The following is a 20,131-nucleotide window of genomic DNA, read 5'->3' on the forward strand; positions in this document are numbered from 1 at the left end:
CCCATCACCTCCGGAGACATCCGCCATGTTCCTCAAGAAACAACTGCTGCTGGTTGCCAGCGCCTGCACCCTGGCTTTTGCCGCAACGGCGCAGACCATCCCCTGGCCCGAGAAGCCCGTGACCATCGTCGTGCCGTTCCCAGCCGGCGGCTCCACCGACATGGTGGCCCGCGCCATGGCGCAGCACATGGGCGACAAGCTGGGCCAGAACTTCGTCGTGGACAACCGCCCCGGTGCCACAGGCACGCTGGGCGCGGGCATGGTCAAGCGTGCGCAGGCCGATGGCTACACGTTGCTGGTGTCTTCGCTGGGTGCCTTCGTCGTGGCGCCGCACCTGCTCAAGAGCGTGCCGTATGACGCGCTCAAGGATTTCGACTACATCACCGTGCCCGTGCAGGCGCCCAACGTGCTGGTGGCCGCGCCCAACCAGAAGGCCCGCACCGTGAAAGAGGTGATCGCCCAGCTCAAGGCCAACCCCGGCAAGGTGAGCTTTGCGAGTTCGGGCAACGGTTCGTCGGACCACCTCTCGGCCGAAGTGTTCTGGCAGCAGAGCGGCACCGAAGGCTTGCACATCCCCTACAAGGGCGGCGCACCGGCCATCAATGACCTGCTGGGCGGGCAGGTGGAGTTCTCGTTCCAGAACGTGAACGCCGTGCTCGCACACATCCGCGCCGGCAAGCTGCATGCGATCGCCGTCACCGGCGACAAGCGCAGCCCCGTGCTGCCCGATGTTCCCACTCTGGCCGAGGCCGGCGTGGCCGGTGCCGAGGTCTACTCGTGGCAGGGCATGGCCGCGCCCAAGGGCCTGCCGCCTGCGCTCAAGAAGAAGCTGTCGGACGCCGCCGTCGCCGCCATGAACGACCCTGCGGTGAAGAAGCGCATGCTCGACCAGGGCCTGGAGATCGTGGCCAGCACGCCCGAAGCCTTCACCGCCTACCAGGCACGTGAGTTCGCGCGCTGGAAGACGGTCATCGAAACCCGAAAAATCACTGCCGATTGATTCGGTACAACCCCCTGAGTCGCTTCGCGCCTTCCCCCTTCTCTCGAACTACTGCGTAGTTCGAGAGAAGGGGGACACCTCCAGCGCGGCGGGGCGGCCCTTGCGCGGCGGTCCTAGCTTGGGCTGCGCGTATTTTCACCAGACCCGCCTTCTGACTTGGCAATTGAAGACCACCATGACCACCTCTTCCATCCCTTCTGTCACCAGCACCCCCGTCGTCACCGAGCTGCGCGTGGTGCCCGTGGCGGGCCACGACAGCATGCTCATGAACCTGAGCGGCGCGCACGGCCCGTTCTTCACGCGCAACCTGATCATCCTGCGTGACAGCGCGGGCAACACCGGCGTGGGCGAAGTGCCCGGCGGCGAGAAGATTCGCCAGACCATCGAGGATGCACGGCCGCTGATCGTGGGCCGGCCCATCGGCCACCACAACGCCGTACTCAACGCCATGCGCGCCCAGTTCGCCGACCGCGATGCGGGCGGGCGCGGCCTGCAGACGTTCGACCTGCGCATCACCATCCATGCCGTGACGGCGGTGGAGTCGGCCTTCCTGGATCTGCTGGGCCAGCACCTGAACGTGCCCGTGGCCGCGCTGCTGGGCGATGGCGTGCAGCGCGATGCGGTGCAGATGCTGGGTTATCTGTTCTACGTGGGCGACCGCGCAAAGACCGACCTGGCCTACCGCACCGAGCCCGGTGCCGACAACGACTGGTTTCGCCTGCGCAACGAGAAGGCCATGACGGCCGACGGCATCGTGCGCCTGGCCGAAGCCGCGTACGAGCGCTATGGCTTTGCCGACTTCAAGCTCAAGGGCGGCGTGCTGCGTGGCGAGGAAGAGGTCGAGGCCATCCGCGCGCTGCACGAGCGCTTCCCGGAGGCGCGCGTGACGCTGGACCCCAACGGCGGCTGGCTGCTGAAAGATGCGGTGCGCATCACGCGCGACCTGCACGGCGTGATGGCCTATGCCGAAGACCCCTGCGGCGCCGAAGGCGTGTTCTCGGGCCGTGAGGTGATGGCCGAGTTCCGCCGCGCCACAGGCCTGCCCACCGCCACCAACATGGTGGCCACCGACTGGCGCGAGATGGCCCACAGCCTGGCCCTGCAGTCGGTGGACATCCCTCTGGCCGACCCGCACTTCTGGACCATGGCTGGCTCGGTGCGCGTGGCGCAGATGTGCCAGGCCTTCGGCCTGACCTGGGGCTCGCACTCCAACAACCACTTCGACGTCTCGCTGGCCATGTTCACCCACGTGGGCGCTGCCGCGCCGGGGCGTGTGACGGCGATCGACACGCATTGGATCTGGCAGGACGGCGAGCGCCTCACCAAGGAGCCCTTCCAGATCAGGGATGGCTACATCCAGCTGCCCAAGAAGCCCGGCTTGGGCGTGGAGCTGGACATGGACGAGGTCGAGCGTGCCCACCGCCTGTACCTGCAGCACGGGCTGGGCGCACGCGACGATGCGGTCGCCATGCAGTACCTGATCCCTGGATGGAAGTTCAACAACAAGGCGCCTTGCATGGTGCGGTGAACTTCGCGGTTTAGCCGTGCGGATGGGGAACGACCCCACCAAATCAAAAAGCCCCGACGGACGGGGCTTTTTGCTGGGTGGTGGTTCGCGGCGGCTGAGCGCTCAGGCTGTCCGGTCTTCGGCCCGGCGTCGGGGCAACTGGCGTTTGATGGAGGGCCGCTGCAGTCTCTGCTTGGGGTCCGCGCCATCGGGCAAGTCGGTGGCGCGCTGCAGTTGCAGGTGGGCCACCAGGCCGCCCGTGCTGGAGTTGGCCAGCGCAAAGATGCCGCCCATGCGCTGCACGGTCTTGTCCACGATGGAAAGCCCCAGCCCCGCGCCTGCCGCTGCGGTGCGAGCAGAGTCACCGCGAAAGAAGGGCTTGGTGAGATTCGACAATTGCTCGGGCGGCACGCCGGGGCCATGGTCGCGCAGCTTGATCAGCACCCAGTTCTCGCGGCCTTTGGCGGCAATGTCCACGTTGGTGATACCCGTGTCCTCGGCTTTGCCGTAGCGCCGCGCGTTCTCAAGCAGGTTGGAGATGACGCGGGCCAGTTCCACTTCGTCGGCCAGCACATTGAGGTCTTCGGGCACGGACATCGTGATCTGCAGTTCGCGATGGTCTTGCACGGCATAGACGCAAGACGACACCACGGCATGCAGGTTGACGGGTGTCAGCGTGACGTGGTCGGGCCGTGCGTAGTCGAGGAATTTGTCGATCGTGGCATCAAGCTGAACGATGTCGGCCACCATGTGCTCGCGCGCCACTTCATCGGTCACGCTCATCTCGGTTTCCAGCCGCAGGCGGGCAAGCGGCGTGCGCAGGTCGTGCGAAATGCCAGCCAGCATCACGGCGCGGTCTTGCTCCAGCTTGGCCAGTTTTTGTGCCATGCGGTTGAAGCCGATATTCACTTCTCGGATTTCGCTGGTCACCACTTCTTCGTCGAGGTGACTGGCTGCAAAGTCGCCGTCCTTGACGCGGTTGGCGGCGTAAGAGAGTTGCTTGAGCGGCCGGTTGATCAGCCGCGCAATGGCCGCAGCGCCAGCCAATGACAGCGCCCCCGCCGTGATCAGCCAGATCAGCCAGGTGCGGCCGCCCGCCGGGCTGAAGCGTGAGCGGTCCATCAGAAGCCAGTTGGGGTCGCCATTGATGTTGAAGCCGACCCACAGGCCGGTCTCTCCATTTACGTTTTGCGCCACGATGGTGTCGGGCCCCAGGCGCTGCGTGAGTTCGTCGGTCAGGCGGTTGCCCAGGGCCGTGCCCTCCAGCAGCTCGAACTTGTCGCGTGGTTCACGCGGCAGGATGCGCACGCCTTCCTGGTCGGCCATGGTCTTGATGAGCGACACGCGGGCAATGGCGTCGGAATGCACCAGCGCCGCGCGGCTCAGGTTTACCAGCGATGCGATCTGCTGCGCGGTGTGGAGGGTGCGCGGTTCGAACTCCAGCGCCCGCAAAGTTTGCAGCCACGCCAGAATGCTCCCCACCAGCAGCAGTGCCAGCAGGAAGAAAGTGCGCCAGAAGAGATTGAGGCCCACACGCGCCCGCTGCTCCCGAGCCTGTCTCAAGGACTCCAGAGGGGCGGGGCTGGTGGCGTCGGGGGAAGCGGTCACGGACTGCCGGAACGATGATGATCTCGACCTCGGATTGCCGTCGGAATTGTGCATACAGACAAGGAGAGGGGGTCAGCTGGTTCCGTCCGGCACGAACACGTAGCCCACTCCCCACACGGTCTGGATGTAGCGCGGTGCGGCTGCATCCACTTCCACCAGCTTGCGCAGGCGCGAGACCTGCACGTCCAGGCTGCGGTCAAACGGTTCGAACTCGCGGCCACGGGCCAGCAGGGCCAGCTTTTCGCGCGACAGGGGCTGGCGCGGGTGGCGTACCAGCGCCTTGAGCATGGCAAATTCGCCGGTGGTCAGGGGCAACTCTTCGCCATTGCGCTGCAGTGCGCGGGTGCCCAGGTCGAAGGTAAAGGGGCCAAAGGTCACGACCTCGTTGTCGCCCGACGGTGCGCCAGGCGCTTCCTGCGCGGGGCGGCGGCGCAGCACAGCGTGGATGCGCGCGAGCAGTTCGCGGGGGTTGAACGGCTTGCCCAGGTAGTCGTCGGCACCCACTTCCAGGCCCACGATGCGGTCCACGTCCTCGCCCTTGGCGGTGAGCATGATGATGGGCGTCCGGTCATTGGCGGCACGCAGGCGGCGGCAAATGGACAGGCCGTCTTCGCCCGGCATCATCAGGTCGAGCACGATGATGTCCACGGTCTCGCGCAGCAGCAGGCGGTTGAGCGCCTTGCCGTCTTCGGCGACCATGACTTCAAAGCCTTCCTGCGTGAGGTAGCGGCGCAGCAGATCACGGATTCGTGCATCGTCGTCCACCACCAGAACTTTGTCGGTGCGATTGGTTGTTGTGGCCATCTTGATCCCAAGTCCAATTTGTAACAGAGCCGATTCTGACCACTTGGAACGCCGAAGTTCGGGTTTTGGGGGTGGGTTTGACCAACTGTTACAAGTTTTGCCCAGCTTCGCACGCGCGGTGGAGGGGCTTCATCGCAGTGGGCGGGCAGTGCGGTTAAGGTGGTGCCCCGCATGGCCCGGCCCCGGACCGTGCACCGATATCAAGGACACCTTTGTGATGAAAATTACTACTAAATTGATAGCTGTCAGCGCATTGATTGCATGCGCTGGAGCTTCTTTTGCACAAAATTCACCAACCACCGAACTGCGCAACATCGTTCAGTTGTCGGCCACGGGCACGGTGGAAGTGCAGCAGGACCTGCTGGTGCTCAATCTGGCTACCAGCAAGGAAGCCGCCGACGCTGCCACGGTGCAGGCACAACTCAAGCAGGCGCTGGACGCGGCCCTGGCCGAAGCCAAGCGCAACGCCCAGCCGGGCCAGCTGGATGTGCGTACCGGCCCGTTCGGGCTGTACCCGCGCTATGGCAAGGACGGGAAGATCAACGGCTGGCAGGGCCGTGCCGAGCTGGTGCTGGAAGGCCGCGACTTTGCGCGCATCACGGCCACGGCCGGCAAGATCCAGACCCTGGCCATCAGCAATGTGGCTTTCGGCCTGTCGCGCGAGGCCCGGGCCAAGGTGGAGGGCGAGGCCCAGACCCAGGCCATCGAGCAGTTCAAGGCCCGCGCTGCCGAGCTGGCCAAGGGTTTTGGTTTCAGCAACTACAGCCTGCGCGAGGTGGCGGTGAACAGCAACGAGATGGTGCCTGGCCCCCGTCCGCGCATGATGGCCATGGAGGCCAAGGCGGGCTCGTTCTCCGATTCCGCCGTGCCGGTCGAGGCGGGCAAGGCCCAGGTTATCGTGAACGTGTCGGGTTCTGTGCAGATGCGCTGATTCTTGAGAAAAATTGGCTACCAGCGCTTATTCAACAAGCGCTGGTAGCTATCAATTTTATAGTTCCCTGCAGCGCCTGAACTGGCACGTCCCCGCCCAGCAGGTGCCGCGCAAGGGCCGCCAAGCAGCGTATGCGGCGCAGCCGCTCAGGGGGTTGTTGCCTTCATTGCGCTGCCCAGCCGCCGTCCATGTTCCATGCCACGCCACGCACATTGTTGGCGGCGGGGGAGCAGAAGAACACGGCCAGTTCGCCCAGTTCTTCGGGCGTGGTGAACTGCATGGAGGGCTCCTTTTCGCCCAGCAGCAGCTTTTTGGCGTCTTCGTTCGACAGGCCGTGTTCGGCCGCCTTGGCATCCACCTGCTTTTGTACCAGGGGTGTCAGCACCCAGCCGGGGCAGATGGCGTTGCAGGTCACGCCGCTGGTGGCGTTCTCCAGCGCGGTGACCTTGGTCAGACCCACGATGCCGTGTTTGGCCGCCACGTACGCGGCCTTCTGTGCCGAGCCCACCAGGCCGTGCACCGAAGCCAGGTTGATGATGCGGCCCCAGTCGGCGCTTTTCATGGCCGGCAGCGCCAGGCGCGAGGTGTGAAAGGCACTTGTGAGGTTGATCGCGATCACCGAGTCCCAGCGTTCCACGGGGAAGTCCTCCACATTGGCCACGTGCTGGATGCCTGCGTTGTTCACCAGAATGTCCACGCGCCCAAACTGCGCGGCGCTGTACTTCATCATGTCTTCGATGTCGGACACGCGGCTCATGTCCGCACCGTGGTAGGCCACTTTGGCACCAGCAGCTTCGCCAGCCGCCAACACCTCGGCGCGGGGGCCATCCACATCACCAAAGCCATTGAGCACGATGTTGGCGCCCTGGCGGGCCAGCGCCTTGGCGATGCCAAGGCCAATGCCGCTGGTGGAGCCGGTGACGAGTGCAGTTTTGCCTTTCAGCATGAGAGTCTCTCCGAATGAATTACGATGCAACGCAAGGAAAAGTCGGCTTGCATGGCCTGGCGATGCGAGCCGACTTTCACTTGCATTATCAAGCGCTGCCCCCCGGATTTCGCACCCATGATTGAACCTACGCTGAACTACGTACTGTGCCCTGGCCCCGGGGCGCCTGTGGTGTCTTCCGGTAACTCTTCCACATCCGAGGCTACACACCACCGCGTGGCGTATTGGGAGTGGAATGCCACGGGCAACCCGGCGCATCCCCACGTGGTGGTCTGTGTGCATGGCCTCTCGCGCCAGGGGCGCGACTTCGACACCCTGGCGCGTGCGTTGAGCCAGCATGCCCGTGTGATCTGCCCCGACGTGGTCGGGCGCGGCCAGAGCGATTGGCTTGCCGACCCGATGGGTTACCAGATTCCCCAGTACGCCGCCGACATGTTGGCCCTGCTGGCCCAACTGCACCAGCAAGCGCCTATCACCACCCTCGACTGGGTGGGTACCAGCATGGGCGGGCTGATCGGCTTGGCCATCGTGGGGCAGCCAGGTTTGCCCTTGCCGGTGCCCGTGCGCAGGCTGGTGCTCAACGACGTGGGTCCCGTCATCCAGTGGGAGGCCCTGCAGCGCATCGGCTTGTACCTGGGGCAACTGGCGCGGTTTGAATCGCTGCAGCAAGCGGCTGATGCCATGTGGGCTATTTCCAGCAGTTTTGGCCCCCACTCGCCCGAGCAGTGGCTGGATTTGTCGCGCGCCATGGTGCGTGCGGTGCCGGAAACTGCCGGTGGCGGCATCACGCTGCACTACGACCCCGCCATCGCTGTGCCGTTCAAGACACTGACGCAAGAGTCTGCGGTGGCGGGCGAGGCCATGCTGTGGCAGCTGTATGACCACATCACGGCGCGCACCCTGTTGCTGCGCGGTGCGCAGTCGGACCTGCTGTCGCGTGAAACCGCTTTGGCCATGGCGCAGCGTGGGCCCCGCGCGCAAGTGGTCGAATTTGAAGGTGTAGGGCATGCGCCCACGCTGGTGGCGGTCGATCAGGTGGCTGCGGTCACGGGCTTCCTGCTGGCGGCGGAAGGTGCTGTGGCCGGATGAAAACCTACCCTCCCGCACAGGCGTCCCACACCCCTCAGACCGACGCCGTCCCCCAGCTCATTGCCGCCACCGCGCACACGCTGCCCGAGCAGGTGAACGCGCTGTCGCGTGCGCGAGCCTTTGCTGAACCCCTGATGGCCGGCGAAACGCTGGATTCCGGCGAAAACACACTGGCCCACGCCGATGCCGTGGCCGCCATCCTCAAGGGCATTGGCGGCTCGGAGGCCATGCAGGCCGCCAGCTATCTGGTGCATGCGTGCATCCACCTGAACAAGCCCGAAGAGGTGATTGCCAAGGCCTTCGGCGCAAATTTTGCGGCACTGGCGGTAGAGACCACCAAGCTCATGCGCGTGCAGCAGCAGGCCCGCACCGCCGAGCACCTGGAAGACCCTGCTGTGCAGACCGAGAACGTGCGCAAGATGCTGCTCGCTTTCTCGCGCGACCTGCGTGTGGTGATGCTGCGCCTGGCCTCGCGCCTGCAGACGCTGCGCTTTCATGCGGCGAGCAAACGCCCGGTATCGCCCAGCCTGGCGCGCGAGTCGCTGCAGGTGTTTGCGCCGCTGGCCAACCGCTTGGGCATCTGGCAGGTCAAGTGGGAGCTGGAGGACCTGTCGTTCCGCTTCCTGGAGCCCGACACCTACAAGGAAGTGGCTCGCCTGTTGGATGAAAAGCGCGGCGAGCGCGAGGTCTACATGGAGCAGCTGCGCGCCCGGCTCGAAGCTGACCTGCGCGCGCGCAGCATCAGCGCCAGCGTGCAGGGGCGCCCCAAACACATCTACAGCATCGTCAAGAAGATGCGCGGCAAGTCGCTCAACTTTGACCAAGTGTTCGACATCCGTGCGCTGCGCGTGGTCGTGCCCACAGTGAAGGACTGCTATGCCGCCCTGAGCTGGGTGCACGAGCAGTTCAAGCCCATTGTGGAGGAGTTTGACGACTACATCGCCAAGCCCAAGCCCAACGGCTACCAGTCGCTGCACACCATCGTGCGCGACGACCACGGAAAACCCATCGAGATCCAGATCCGCACCCAGGCCATGCACGACCATGCCGAACATGGCGTTGCGGCGCACTGGGCCTACAAGGAGGCGGGCAGCAAGGGCTATGCAGGGGTTTCGGCCACGGGCGAATACGACGCCAAGATTGCGGTGCTGCGCCAGTTGCTGGCCTGGGAGCGCGATCTCTCGGGCGCCTTGCCCAACCGGGGCCTGTTTGAAGACCGCATCTATGTGCTGACCCCAGACGCCGCCGTGGTGGAGCTGCCCCAGGGCGCTACACCGGTGGACTTTGCCTATGCCGTGCACACCAGTGTGGGGCACCGCTGCCGGGGCGCCCGGGTGGATGGCGCGATGGTGCCGCTCAACACACCGCTGCAAAACGGGCAGACGGTGGAGATTTCCACCGTCAAGGAGGGCCGCCCTTCGCGCGACTGGCTCAATGCCGAGCTGGGCTACCTCACCAGCAACCGCGCCAAGGCCAAGGTGCGCGCCTGGTTCAACGCCCAGGCCACCCATGAAACCGTGGCCCGTGGCCGCGAGGCGGTCGAAAAGCTGTTGCAGCGCGAGGGCAAGACCTCCGTCAAACTGGATGACCTGGCGGTGCAGCTGGGCTTCAAGTCCGCCGATGCTTTGTTTGAAGTGGTGGGCAAGGACGAGTTCTCGCTGCGCAACATCGAAACGGTGCTGCGCCCGCCAGAGCCGGTCCTGCAACCCGACGACTACCTGCTGCTCAAGAAGACACGCACCAACGATGCCGCCCCCAAGGGCGGTGTGCTGGTGGTGGGCATCGATTCGCTGATGACCCAGCTGGCCAAGTGCTGCAAACCCGCTCCTCCTGATCTGATCCGTGGGTTTGTCACGCGTGGCAAGGGCGTGAGCGTGCACCGGGCCGACTGCAGCAACTTTCGGGAAATGACGGCACGCAGCGGCGAACGCGTCATCGAGGTGGAGTGGGGCGCCTCCAAGTCGGCGGCGGTTGCGGCCGTGTACCCCGTGGACGTCGCTGTGGAAGCCGCCGACCGCCAGGGCCTGCTGCGCGACATCTCCGAAGTGTTTGCGCGCGAGAAGACCAATGTGATCGGCGTGCAGACCCAGTCGGTGAAAGGCACGGCGTGGATGACCTTCACCGTGGAAGTGGCTGACTCGGGCCGCCTGAACAAGGTGCTGGGCATCGTGGCTGGCGTGTCTGGAGTGCGCTCCGCGCGCAGGCGCTGAATTTCTGCTTCAGGGGGATGGGCAGCGCGCCGCAGGCAGTCTTTGCCATGTAGTGTTCTATTTTGAATGGAGCCTCGATTTTTATGGCTATAATCGAAAGCTAAACAACGACAGGCGCGTAGCTCAGCTGGTTAGAGCACCACCTTGACATGGTGGGGGTCGTTGGTTCGAGTCCAATCGCGCCTACCAAACATCGCAAGCTAAACCAGGGCTTGCAACAAAAATGCCCGCTAACAAGCGGGCATTTTTGTTTGTTCATGCGGAAAAAGTACGGAAAAATGCATTCCTCTCAAGGGGCCGCTTTACTTTTCTGTGTGCCTGTCAGCTAGAGTTTTTCGCATATCTGGGGCGGCGGGTGACCAAGCGCTGTACGACCTCTGTGAGACCCAACACCAAGTAGGCCAGGGTATTTAAACCACCTGCTTGAAGATTTCTAACGCCTGTCCGATGTCATGCCCTGTGACATCCGTATGCCTGACAAAGCGCGGGGTATATAGGCCAGTACAAAGAAGCCCGGCCTCCTTGAGGCGAAGAACGAGGGTTTCCGTGCGGTTCTTGGGGGCGTCAACAAATACGATATTGGTCTGGCGGTTGGTGGGTCACTTCTGCGTGGAAATCAACAGTTCTCCTTGACCGCCGAATTTAGTTCCAGCCCAGGGGAAAACCTCCGCTGCTTGGTGCGTCTTACGCCCCGTCCCTCGTACCTGCCCCTGGGCAGGTCGTATGAATGGCGAAATTAGGGTAAACGCCTATGCCGCAATTGCCGGATATTGATCACGTCCGGCAGCCATCAAAACCTATCGTTCAGCGGTCGTTCGGCGCTTTCGAGGTGCCGTCGTTTTTGACCTCTGGACACCATGACTTCTCCTTACCCCTCGCTGGCCTTGCATGTGGCCGGCCATTGGATTGACCGCACCAGCGGTGGCTTTCGCCCCGTCATCAACCCTGCCACCGGCCTGGAGCTCGGGCTGTTGCCGCTGGCCGGCCCGGCTGAGCTGGCGGCCGCCGCCGAATCGGCACAGCGCGGCTACCAGGCCTGGCGCCGGGTGCGCCCGCATGACCGCTATGTGGTCTTGCGCCGCGCTGCCGAGCTGCTGCGCCAGCGGGTGGATGCGATCGCCACCGTGCTCACCCTGGAACAGGGCAAGCCGCTGAGCGAGGCCCGGCGCGAGGTCACGCTGTCGGCGGACATCATCGATTTCCAGGCGGAAGAGGCCAAGCGCCTGTATGGCCGGGCGGTGGCCCCCCGGGTGGAAGGCATTCTTTCGCACACCGTCACGCGGGTGCCTGTGGGCCCGGTGGCGGCCTTCACCGCGTGGAACTTCCCGGTCAACCTGCCCAGCCGCAAGCTGGGTAGCGCGCTCGCGGCGGGTTGCAGCGTGGTCATCAAGCCGGCCGAGGAAACACCGGGCAGCTGCATGCTGCTGGTGCAGTGCTTCCTGGATGCCGGCGTGCCTGCCGATGCGATCAACCTCGTGTGCGGCGACCCGGCGCAGGTTTCGTCCTTCCTCATCGAGCGGCCGGAGATCGCCAAGGTGTCCGTCACCGGCTCGGTGGCCGTGGGCAAGCTGCTGGGAGTCCAGGCGGCAGCGCATGTGAAGCGCTTCACGGGCGAGCTGGGCGGACATGCGCCGGTCATCGTGTGCGAGGACATGTGCCAAGGCGGCGCGATGGATTTCGTGCTCAAGCAGGCGGTGGCCGCCAAGTACCGCAATGCCGGCCAGGTGTGTGCTTCGCCCATCCGCTTCTACGTGCCGCGTGCGCACCTGGGCACTTTCTCCGAGCGCTTCAGCGCGGCGGCGAAGGCCCTGCGCCTGGGGCCGGGCATGGATGCCGCCACGCAGATGGGGCCGCTGTCCCACGCGCGCCGCATCGAAGACATGGAGCGCTTTGTGGACGATGCCGTCAGCCAGGGCGCGCGCCTGCTCACCGGCGGCCATCGGGTCGAGCGCCCCGGTTTCTTCTTTGAGCCCACGGTGTTTGCGGACGCACCTGCCAGCGCCCGCCTGATGCAGCAGGAGCCGTTCGGCCCGATTGCGGTTATCCAGCCCTACGACACCCTGGAAGGTGCTATCGGCCAAGCGAACGCACTGCCCTATGCGCTGGGCGCCTATGCCTTCACGCGCGACCTGCATGCTGCGCACCAGCTGGGCGAGGGCATCGAGGCCGGCATGGTGGGCATCAACCATTTTGGCGTCTCTCAGCCCGAGCTGCCCTTCGGTGGCCACAAGGAAAGCGGCCTGGGGCAAGAGATGGGGGCCGAGGGCCTCCTGCATTACACAGAGATCAAGACCATCACGGTAGGCACGCCGTTCTGAAGAAAGTAAGCACCATGACCAGCACCATCGAACAACTCAAGGCAGACAGCGGCCGCCATCTCTGGCACCCCATGGCACACCCGGCCGCCATGAAGAAGAACCCGCCAGACATCGTGGCACGCGGCGAAGGCTGCTGGATCTGGGATGTGGACGGGCACCGGATGCTTGACGGCGTCGGGGGCCTGTGGAGCAGCAACCTGGGGCACAGCGCCAAACCCGTGCGCGATGCCATCGTGGCCCAGCTCGACGAGCTGCCCTTCTACAACGTGTTCCGCGGCACCACGCACCCGCGTGCCATCGAGTTGTCGGCCCGCATGGTCCAGCTGATGGAGCCTGATGACGTGTCGGCCGTGCTGTTCTCCAATGGCGGCTCCGATGCGGTCGAGGGCGCCCTGAAGATCGCGCGGCAGTATCACAAGTTGCGCGGGCAGGCCGACCGCTTCAAGTTCATCAGCCTGCGCCAGGGCTACCACGGCGTGCACTTTGGCGGCATGAGCGTGAACGGCAACACCAACTTCCGCCGCGCCTACGAGCCGCTGTTGCCCGGCTGCTTCCATATCGACACGCCCTGGCTCTACCGCAACCCGTACACCGAGGACCCGGTCGCGCTGGGAGAGATCTGCGCCCAATTGCTGGAGCGCGAGATCATCTTCCAGGGGCCCGATACCGTGGCGGCCTTCATCGCCGAGCCTGTGCAGGGCGCCGGCGGCGTGATCGTGCCACCGGCCAACTACTGGCCTGCAGTGCGCCGGATCTGCGACAAGTACGGGGTGCTGCTGATCGCTGACGAGGTAGTAACCGGCTTCGGGCGCACCGGCCATCTGTTCGGCACCCGGCTGTGGGGCGTCAACGCCGACCTGTGGTGCCTGGCCAAGGGCATCAGCTCGGGCTACGTGCCCTTGGGAGCAACCGCCATCTCCAGCAAGGTGGCCAGGGTGTTCGACGAGGACACAACCGGCCAGGCCGCCGTGAGCCATGGCTACACCTACAGCGCGCACCCCGTGGCCGCCGCCGCGGCACTGGCCACGCTCGACCAGATCGAGACCCTGGATGTGCCGGGCAACGCCGCCCGCGTGGGCGCCGTGATGCAGGAGCGCCTGCGCAGGCTGGAGCAGACCTGCAGCTTTGTCGGCAACGTGCGCGGCGTGGGGTTGATGCTGGGCATCGAGATGGTGCAGGACAAGGCACTGCGCACGCCCATGCCGCGCAGCAGCGACATTCCGGGCCGGGTGGCCCGGGAGGCCTACCGGCGCGGCCTGATGGTCCGGATCTCCGGGCCCAACCTGATTCTCTCGCCGCCCCTGGTGATATCGCTCGAAGAAATCGATCACCTGTGCTCCGTGCTGGAGGCCGCGTTCGCGGCGGTGGAGGCCGCATTGTGAACCCGGCGCCTGCAGGCCGTGCGCCGGTCATCCTGCTGATTGGCACGGTGGATACCAAGAGCGAGGAGATCGCCTTCCTGCGCGAATCGGTCGAGCACTGTGGCGCCAGGGCCCTGGTGATGGATGTCGGGGTGCTGGGCCGCGGCGGCTTCACGCCGGACATCCTCAACAGCGATGTGGCGGCCGCTGCGGGCATGACGCTGCGCCAGGTGATGGACAGCGGTGACGAGAACACCTCCATGCGGCTCATGGCCCGTGGTGCATCGTTGCTCGCCACCCAATGGCAGATGGAGGGACGCTTCGATGGCGTGCTGATCCTGGGCGGCACCATGGGGACCGACCTCGCATTGGACGTTGCCAATGCACTGCCCCTGGGCTGCCCGAAGCTGGTGCTGTCGACCATCGCCTACTCGCCACTGATCCCGCCGGAGCGCATTCCCGCAGACCTCATCATGCAGTTGTGGGCGGGCGGCCTGTATGGGCTGAACCGCCTGTGCAAGTCGGCACTGGGCCAGGCCGCGGGGGCCGTGGTGGGGGCATGCCGGGCGTGCCCGGTGGCGCCAGACCCCCGGCCCGTGGTGGGCATGACGTCGCTCGGCTCCAGCGCGCTGACCTACATGAAGCGCCTCAAGCCCGAACTGGAAGCGCGGGGGTACGAGCTGGCCGTGTTCCACACCACCGGCATGGGCGGGCGCGCCTTTGAAGACCTGGCGCGGCGCGGCTACTTTGCCTGCGTCATGGACTTCAGCCTGCAGGAGGTGGTGAACCACCTGGCCGACAGCTGCGTGAGCGCTGGCGGCGACCGCCTGCTGGGCGCCGGCAGCGCCGGCATTCCCCAGATCGTCGCCCCGGGAGCGACCGACATGGTGGACTTCGCGGCCTGGACGCGGCGACCTGACGGGTATGCAGGCCGGCCGGTGCATGAGCACAACCGCCTGCTCGCGTCGGTGGGTGCCAAGCACGACTTGCGTCGCCGGGTCGCGCGAACCGTTGCGGAACGCCTGGCGCAGGCATCCGGCCCCACCTGCCTGCTGCTGCCGGCGCGCGGTATCGAGGAGTGGGACCGGCCCGGCGAGCCGATGCATGACCCGGCAGGCCTTGCCGCATTCATGGAGGAAATGGTGGGCGCGGTATCCCCCGGCACATCGGTCCGCTGCGTGGATGCCCACATCAATGACGAAGCCTTCGTGCGGGCTGTGCTCGACGTGTTCGACACCTGGGTGCGCGAGGGGCGGGTCGCGCCCGGCGTTCTGGCTGCAGCGACGGCGGAGGTCACGGCATGACCGCATCGGCCCTGGTGCTGGATTTTGGCGGCGTGGTCAGCCGCATGCTGTTCGAGACGCACGACCTGACCGAGAAGGCCCTGGGCCTTGCCCCTGGCGTGCTGACCTGGCGCGGCCCCTTCGATCCGGCCAGCGATGCGCTGTGGCAGGACATGCAGGCCGACAAGCTCAGCGAGCGCGACTACTGGATGGCCCGCACCCGCGAGGTGGGGCAGCTGGTGGGCGAGGAGTGGAGCCTGATGGAGACCTTTGTGCAGCGGGCGCGCGGCACCGATGTGCAGGCGGTGATACGCCCCGAAGCCGTGGCCGCCATCGGGGCGGCCCAGGCGGCCGGAAAGCGGCTTGCCATCCTCTCCAACGAACTCGATCTGTTCTACGGTGCCGACTTTCGCAGCCGCTTGCCCTTGCTGCAGGCGTTCGAGGTGATTGTGGACGCCACCTACACCGGTGTCCTCAAGCCCGATCCGCGCGCCTATGCGGCTGTGACAGAGGCACTCGGCGTTCCCGCCAGTGAGTGCGTCTTCGTGGACGACCAGTTGCGCAACGCCCATGGTGGCCAGCTTGCCGGCCTGCAGGTGGTGCATTTCGACGTGCTGCAGCCCGCAGCATCGTTCGGCAAGGCGCTGGACCTGCTGGGCGTGGCACGCCCCGGTTTGCTGGCAGCCTGAGCTGGCAGGCCTTCACATCCATCCTTTCTTTCTTGATCGAACCCATGACCGATACTGTTTCAGGCGTGTCCGCCCAACGCATCGCGCAGCTGATGCAGGCCGAACAGGCCCGCTACGCCACCACCCATGCCCGTTCGGGCGAGCTCTATGCCCAAGGCAAGAACAGCTGGCTCTATGGCGCGCCATCCCACTGGATGCGCCGCTGGATCGGTGGCTGGCCGGTGTACATAGAGGACCTGCAACGCCCCTATGGGGTGCGCTTTTCGGACGTCGATGGCAATGAGTACGTGGACTTCTGCCTGGGGGACACGGGCGGCATGTGCGGCCATGGGCATCCTGCAATCGTCGAGGCCATGGCCCGCCAGGCCCGTGTGGGTACGTCCCTGATGCTCCCCAATGGCGACGCCGAATGGGTGGGCGAGGAGCTTGCGCGCCGCTTTGCGCTGCCGTACTGGAATCTCACGACATCTGCCACCGACGCCAACCGCGCCTGCATCCGCCTGGCGCGCATGGTCACCAACCGGCCCCGCGTGCTCATCTTCTCGGGGGCCTACCACGGCAATGTGGAAGAGGCCCACGTCGAGCTGCGGGAGGGTGCGCTGCACATGCGCAATGGCCTGCACCACAACTTCTTTCCGCATGCGGACCTGTCGGTGGTCGTGGAGTTCAACGACGTGGCCGCGTTGGAGGCTGCACTGCGCAAGGGCGACGTGGCCTGCGTGCTGGCCGAGCCGGCCATGACCAACTACGGGATGATCGCACCCCAGCCAGGGTTCCATGCCGAGCTGCGCCGCCTGACGCGCGAGACGGGCACCGTGCTCGTGATCGACGAGACCCACACCATCTCCAGCGGCCCGGGAGGCGCGTCCCGCACCATGGGCCTGGAGCCGGACATGTTCGTGCTGGGCAAAGCCATCGCGGGCGGCATTCCCGCAGCGGCGTTCGGCCTGTCGCAGGCCATGGCCGAGCGTGTCTGGCAGGTGCTGCCACCCGTGCACCCGACCGTGCGCCAAAGCGCGCACGCGGGCATGGGCGGCACGCTGGCGGGCAATGCACTCACGGTGGCGGTGATGCGGGCCGTGCTTGGCGAGGTGCTGACCGAGGAGGCTTTCGAGCGCATGCTGGTACTGAGCGATCGCCTGCACCGGGGTGTGAACAACACCATTGCCCTGCATGGCCTGCCTTGGCATGCCACACGCGTCGGGGCGCGGGTGGAGACGTTGTTTGCTCCCGACGAGCCGCGCAATGCAAGCGAGGTGAAGTTGCACCGCAACAGCGATCTGGAAGCCCTGCTGCACCTGTACCTCATGAACCGCGGTGTGCTCATCACCCCGTTCCACAACATGATGCTGTGCTGCCCCGGCACCACGGTGGAGGATGTGGACCGGCACAACAGCGCGTTCGAAGGGCTGGTCGTGGAACTGCTGGCATGAGCGCAGCGGACCGGTTTCGGCTCGACGGGCGTGTGGCCCTGGTGACCGGTGGCGGGCGCGGCATCGGCGCGGCCATCGCCCAGGAGTTTGCGCGTGCCGGCGCCTGCGTGACGATCGCCAACCGCACCGAAGCAGCGGGCGAGGGCATTGCCGAGGGAATCCGTGCCGAGGGCTTGCAGGCCCTGGCCATGGCATGCGACATCGGCCGGCGCGCCCAGGCCGAGGCGGCCGTCGCAGCCACTGTGGCGCAGTGGGGGCGCCTCGACATCGTGGTGCACAACGCCGCCATCAACCCTTGGTGCGCACTCGAGTCCGTGGACGATACGGACCTGGACCAGACTCTGGCGGTCAACCTCAAGGCCTGCTTCTGGCTCACGCAGGCCGCGCTGCCGCATCTGCGTGCGGCGGGCCGGCGCGGCGGCGGGCGGGTTCTGGTGACATCGTCCGTCACCGGGCCGCGCGTGGCCATGCCGGGCAGTGCACCCTATGCCGCGAGCAAGGCCGGGGTCAACGGCTTTATCCGCAGTGCCGCGCTGGAGCTGGCTGGCGACGCCATCACGGTCAACGGCGTGGAGCCGGGCTACATCGCCAAGCAGGGCGGTTCGCTGCTCTCCGATCCTGCGCGGGCCGCGCGCATCGCCAGCTTCATCCCGGCGGGCGCACTGGGTGAGCCGCAGGACATTGCGCATGCCATGCGCTTCCTGGCCAGCCCCGCGGCGCGCTACATCACGGGGCAGACCATCGTGGTCGACGGCGGATCCACCCTGCCGGAGAGCCCGTTCTTCAACCACCCACCGGCACCCGGATAGCCCTTGGTTGCCGGTTTCGGGGAGAACGCATGGACCGAACAGGAGGTATTTGTGTTGGATAAGCCCGTGATGGAGCCACGCTTTGCTGGAAAGGTGGCCATGGTGAGTGGTGCGGCCAGCGGCATCGGCGCCGCCCTAGTGCAGCGCCTGCGCGCCGAGGGTGCCCAGGTCGTTGCCGTGGGCCTGCAATGGGATCTGCTGGCCCGGGTCGCCGCCGATTGGGGTGGCACCGCGTTGCCATGCGACATCACCGATGAGGCGCAGGTGCAGGCGGCGGTGGCCCACGCACTGGCCCTGCACGGGCAACTGGACGTGCTGGTCAATGCCGCAGGCATGGTGCTCAACGACGATGCGGCCAGCATCACCGACGAGGCATGGATGCGCACCCTGGATGTCAATACCACGGGAACCATGCGCCTGATGCGGGCCGTACTGCCCGGCATGCTGGCCCGCAACAGCGGCGCGGTGGTGAACATCGCGTCCGTGGCGGCCTTCAACGCCGGTGCCGGCATGGCGAGCTACGCCGCCAGCAAGGCGGCCGTGGTTGCGCTCACGCGGTCCGCGGCCACGTCGTGCGGGCCCCGGGGCGTGCGGGTGAATGCGCTGTGCCCTGGATGGGTGCGCACGCCCATGAGCGAGCGCGAGCTGCACGACATGGCGCAGGCCTGGGGCGTCACCCAGGCGCAGGCCGAGGAGCGCACGGTCGCGCGCATCGCCCTGGGCCGGATGGCGAGGCCGATGGAGATGGCGGCAGCCTGCGCCTTCCTTGCCAGCGACGACGCCTCGTTCGTCAACGGCGCTGTGCTGGTGGCGGACGGCGGTGCGCGCACCCCTGCCACAGCCCGCGCGCATTGAACGCCGCAGCGGGCGGTCGCTGCCGTGCAGCACGGGTGCGATGCGCCGCAGCCGGTCGATTGAGCGCTGCAGCCTGGCGGCGCTGGTCTGCCTAGGCGCCGGGCCGCAGTCCAAGCCGACCTGGAGTGGGATCGCCTTGTACCTCGCCGAAATACAGCGCAAAGGTCTGCTTCCAGCTTTCCACTTCGGCGCGGTTTTCCATGAAGCGGGGAAAAGCTTCGAGATTCGCGTTCGGGTATTCCCAGATCGGCCGCAATCCGCCTGCAGGCTGGACATCCTTTCGGATGGACCAGCCATTGGAAGACTCCTTCTGGCGCTCCGCGGACAACTGCCAGCTGACGTAGAGTTTGGCGGCACTCGTATTCCTGGCGCCGTTCAGGATGGCGACCCGCTGTCCCCACGCCATGAACGGGTGGTCCTGCGCCACGGCCCAGCGAACGGGCTGGTTCGTCGCGGTCAGCGACCCGGAGCCACCGATGCCGATGGCTCTGTGCTTGCCTGCCACGGCCAGTCTCGGGGTGTGCGATCCGCGCGCAAACTGGATGTCCTGCGATGCCAGGGCCTTCACCCAGTCCCAGCCATAAGCTTCTGCATAGAGCTTGTAGAGGAAAAGCACCGCATCGTCGTCGTGTGGATAGGACGATGCCATCTTGCCGCGCCATTGCGGTTTGATGAAATCAGCGGGGCTGGCGGGGCCGCCAGCCGACACGTCGTGCATGTAGCTGAAGGCGATGATGCCGACCGCATTCCAGGCGCCGTCCGGGTCCTTGAAAAGATCGTGGACCTGCTCGAAGCCCTCGGGCTTGAACGGCAGCAGGCGACCTTCCTTCTTCCAGCGCGTGAAGTCCTGCAAGGTCTGCAACTGCACGACATCGGGCACTGCCCCTCCGGTGGCCAGCTGATTGTCGATGCGTACGTCATGGAACTTGCTGTAGTCGACGACGATCTTGATGTCCACGTCCGGGAACCGCTTCAAGAACGCCGCCTTGGTCGCGTCCTGTTGCTGGGGTGTGTCGCCGCCTGCATACACAACCAGCTTGCCGCCCTCCGCCTTGGCGGACCGGTACAGCCCGTCCAGTGATCGTGTTTCCTGGTCTGCGCCAAAGACGCGGCTGGTGCCCAGAACGGACGGTGCAGCTACTGCTGCTGCCAAAACGGATCGGCGTGAAATCAGCGGTTCAGGTGTGGTCAAAGTCATATGGGGTTCCACGATGCGTTGGGGTTAACTTGGCAACTCAATCAGCCTGTTGGGACGATCAAGCACTGGAAGGTCTGCTCCTTGCGCCAG

Annotated in this window: 16 protein-coding genes and 1 tRNA gene; 13 read left to right on the forward strand and 4 right to left on the reverse strand. The window is 65.8% G+C overall.

What is annotated here, in order from left to right; all coding sequences use genetic code 11:
• Positions 1-25: 25 nt before the first annotated feature.
• Complete coding sequence (locus ARADN35_RS0107820) at positions 26-1,000, forward strand: Bug family tripartite tricarboxylate transporter substrate binding protein (protein ID WP_010460830.1); 975 nt, start codon at positions 26-28, stop codon at positions 998-1,000.
• 175 nt (positions 1,001-1,175) lie between these two features.
• Positions 1,176-2,528 (forward strand): glucarate dehydratase, encoded by a 1,353-nt coding sequence (gudD, locus tag ARADN35_RS0107825; protein ID WP_010460832.1) that lies wholly within the window; start codon positions 1,176-1,178, stop codon positions 2,526-2,528.
• Positions 2,529-2,630: 102 nt separating this feature from the next.
• Here the strand turns inward: gudD and ARADN35_RS0107830 are convergent, their stop codons facing one another.
• Both ARADN35_RS0107830 and ompR read right to left on the reverse strand, forming a co-directional pair.
• On the reverse strand, positions 2,631-4,169 hold the full coding sequence (locus tag ARADN35_RS0107830) for an ATP-binding protein (protein ID WP_082606731.1): 1,539 nt from the start codon (positions 4,167-4,169) through the stop codon (positions 2,631-2,633).
• A gap of 18 nt (positions 4,170-4,187) precedes the next feature.
• Positions 4,188-4,919 (reverse strand): osmolarity response regulator transcription factor OmpR, encoded by a 732-nt coding sequence (ompR, locus tag ARADN35_RS0107835; RefSeq protein ID WP_010460834.1) that lies wholly within the window; start codon positions 4,917-4,919, stop codon positions 4,188-4,190.
• Between the two features lie 217 nt (positions 4,920-5,136).
• Here ompR and ARADN35_RS0107840 point away from each other — a divergent pair, with 217 nt between their 5' ends.
• On the forward strand, positions 5,137-5,850 hold the full coding sequence (locus ARADN35_RS0107840; RefSeq protein WP_029413684.1) for an SIMPL domain-containing protein: 714 nt from the start codon (positions 5,137-5,139) through the stop codon (positions 5,848-5,850).
• Positions 5,851-6,013: 163 nt separating this feature from the next.
• Here ARADN35_RS0107840 and ARADN35_RS0107845 read toward each other — a convergent pair whose 3' ends face one another.
• On the reverse strand, positions 6,014-6,796 hold the full coding sequence (locus tag ARADN35_RS0107845) for a 3-hydroxybutyrate dehydrogenase (RefSeq protein ID WP_010460836.1): 783 nt from the start codon (positions 6,794-6,796) through the stop codon (positions 6,014-6,016).
• Between the two features lie 117 nt (positions 6,797-6,913).
• Between ARADN35_RS0107845 and ARADN35_RS0107850 the strand changes: the two genes are divergently transcribed.
• The 10 genes from ARADN35_RS0107850 (at position 6,914) to ARADN35_RS0107895 (ending at position 18,843) form a co-directional block, all read left to right on the forward strand.
• A complete protein-coding gene (locus tag ARADN35_RS0107850) occupies positions 6,914-7,885 on the forward strand; it encodes an alpha/beta fold hydrolase (RefSeq protein ID WP_029413685.1) in 972 nt (323 codons plus the stop codon).
• The gene (locus tag ARADN35_RS0107855) at positions 7,882-10,095 is read left to right on the forward strand and encodes a RelA/SpoT family protein (RefSeq protein WP_010460838.1); all 2,214 of its coding nucleotides are present in this window, start codon (positions 7,882-7,884) and stop codon (positions 10,093-10,095) included. The genes ARADN35_RS0107850 and ARADN35_RS0107855 overlap by 4 nt, the downstream gene beginning before the upstream one ends.
• A 112-nt stretch (positions 10,096-10,207) precedes the next feature.
• A tRNA-Val gene (locus ARADN35_RS0107860) sits at positions 10,208-10,284 on the forward strand.
• A gap of 668 nt (positions 10,285-10,952) precedes the next feature.
• A complete protein-coding gene (locus tag ARADN35_RS0107865) occupies positions 10,953-12,413 on the forward strand; it encodes an NAD-dependent succinate-semialdehyde dehydrogenase (RefSeq protein ID WP_010460841.1) in 1,461 nt (486 codons plus the stop codon).
• 14 nt (positions 12,414-12,427) lie between these two features.
• On the forward strand, positions 12,428-13,795 hold the full coding sequence (locus ARADN35_RS0107870) for an aminotransferase class III-fold pyridoxal phosphate-dependent enzyme (protein ID WP_010460842.1): 1,368 nt from the start codon (positions 12,428-12,430) through the stop codon (positions 13,793-13,795).
• A complete protein-coding gene (locus ARADN35_RS0107875; protein WP_010460844.1) occupies positions 13,792-15,078 on the forward strand; it encodes a Tm-1-like ATP-binding domain-containing protein in 1,287 nt (428 codons plus the stop codon). The genes ARADN35_RS0107870 and ARADN35_RS0107875 overlap by 4 nt, the downstream gene beginning before the upstream one ends.
• A complete protein-coding gene (locus ARADN35_RS0107880) occupies positions 15,075-15,746 on the forward strand; it encodes an HAD-IA family hydrolase (protein ID WP_010460845.1) in 672 nt (223 codons plus the stop codon). The genes ARADN35_RS0107875 and ARADN35_RS0107880 overlap by 4 nt, the downstream gene beginning before the upstream one ends.
• A 44-nt stretch (positions 15,747-15,790) precedes the next feature.
• Positions 15,791-17,179, forward strand: a complete 1,389-nt coding sequence (locus ARADN35_RS0107885) for a transaminase (RefSeq protein WP_010460846.1) — start codon at positions 15,791-15,793, stop codon at positions 17,177-17,179.
• The gene (locus ARADN35_RS0107890; RefSeq protein WP_010460847.1) at positions 17,176-17,988 is read left to right on the forward strand and encodes an SDR family oxidoreductase; all 813 of its coding nucleotides are present in this window, start codon (positions 17,176-17,178) and stop codon (positions 17,986-17,988) included. Before ARADN35_RS0107885 ends, ARADN35_RS0107890 begins: the two co-directional genes overlap by 4 nt.
• 51 nt (positions 17,989-18,039) lie before the next feature.
• Positions 18,040-18,843, forward strand: coding sequence for an SDR family NAD(P)-dependent oxidoreductase (locus tag ARADN35_RS0107895; protein WP_244265858.1), 804 nt, complete (start codon positions 18,040-18,042; stop codon positions 18,841-18,843).
• A gap of 91 nt (positions 18,844-18,934) precedes the next feature.
• On the opposite strand, the gene ARADN35_RS0107900 is transcribed toward ARADN35_RS0107895, so the two are convergent.
• On the reverse strand, positions 18,935-20,041 hold the full coding sequence (locus tag ARADN35_RS0107900) for an ABC transporter substrate-binding protein (RefSeq protein WP_010460852.1): 1,107 nt from the start codon (positions 20,039-20,041) through the stop codon (positions 18,935-18,937).
• Positions 20,042-20,131 lie beyond the last annotated feature (90 nt).

Origin of the sequence: Acidovorax radicis N35, assembly GCF_000204195.1 — a bacterium.
Taxonomy (GTDB): Bacteria; Pseudomonadota; Gammaproteobacteria; order Burkholderiales; family Burkholderiaceae_C; genus Acidovorax; species Acidovorax radicis.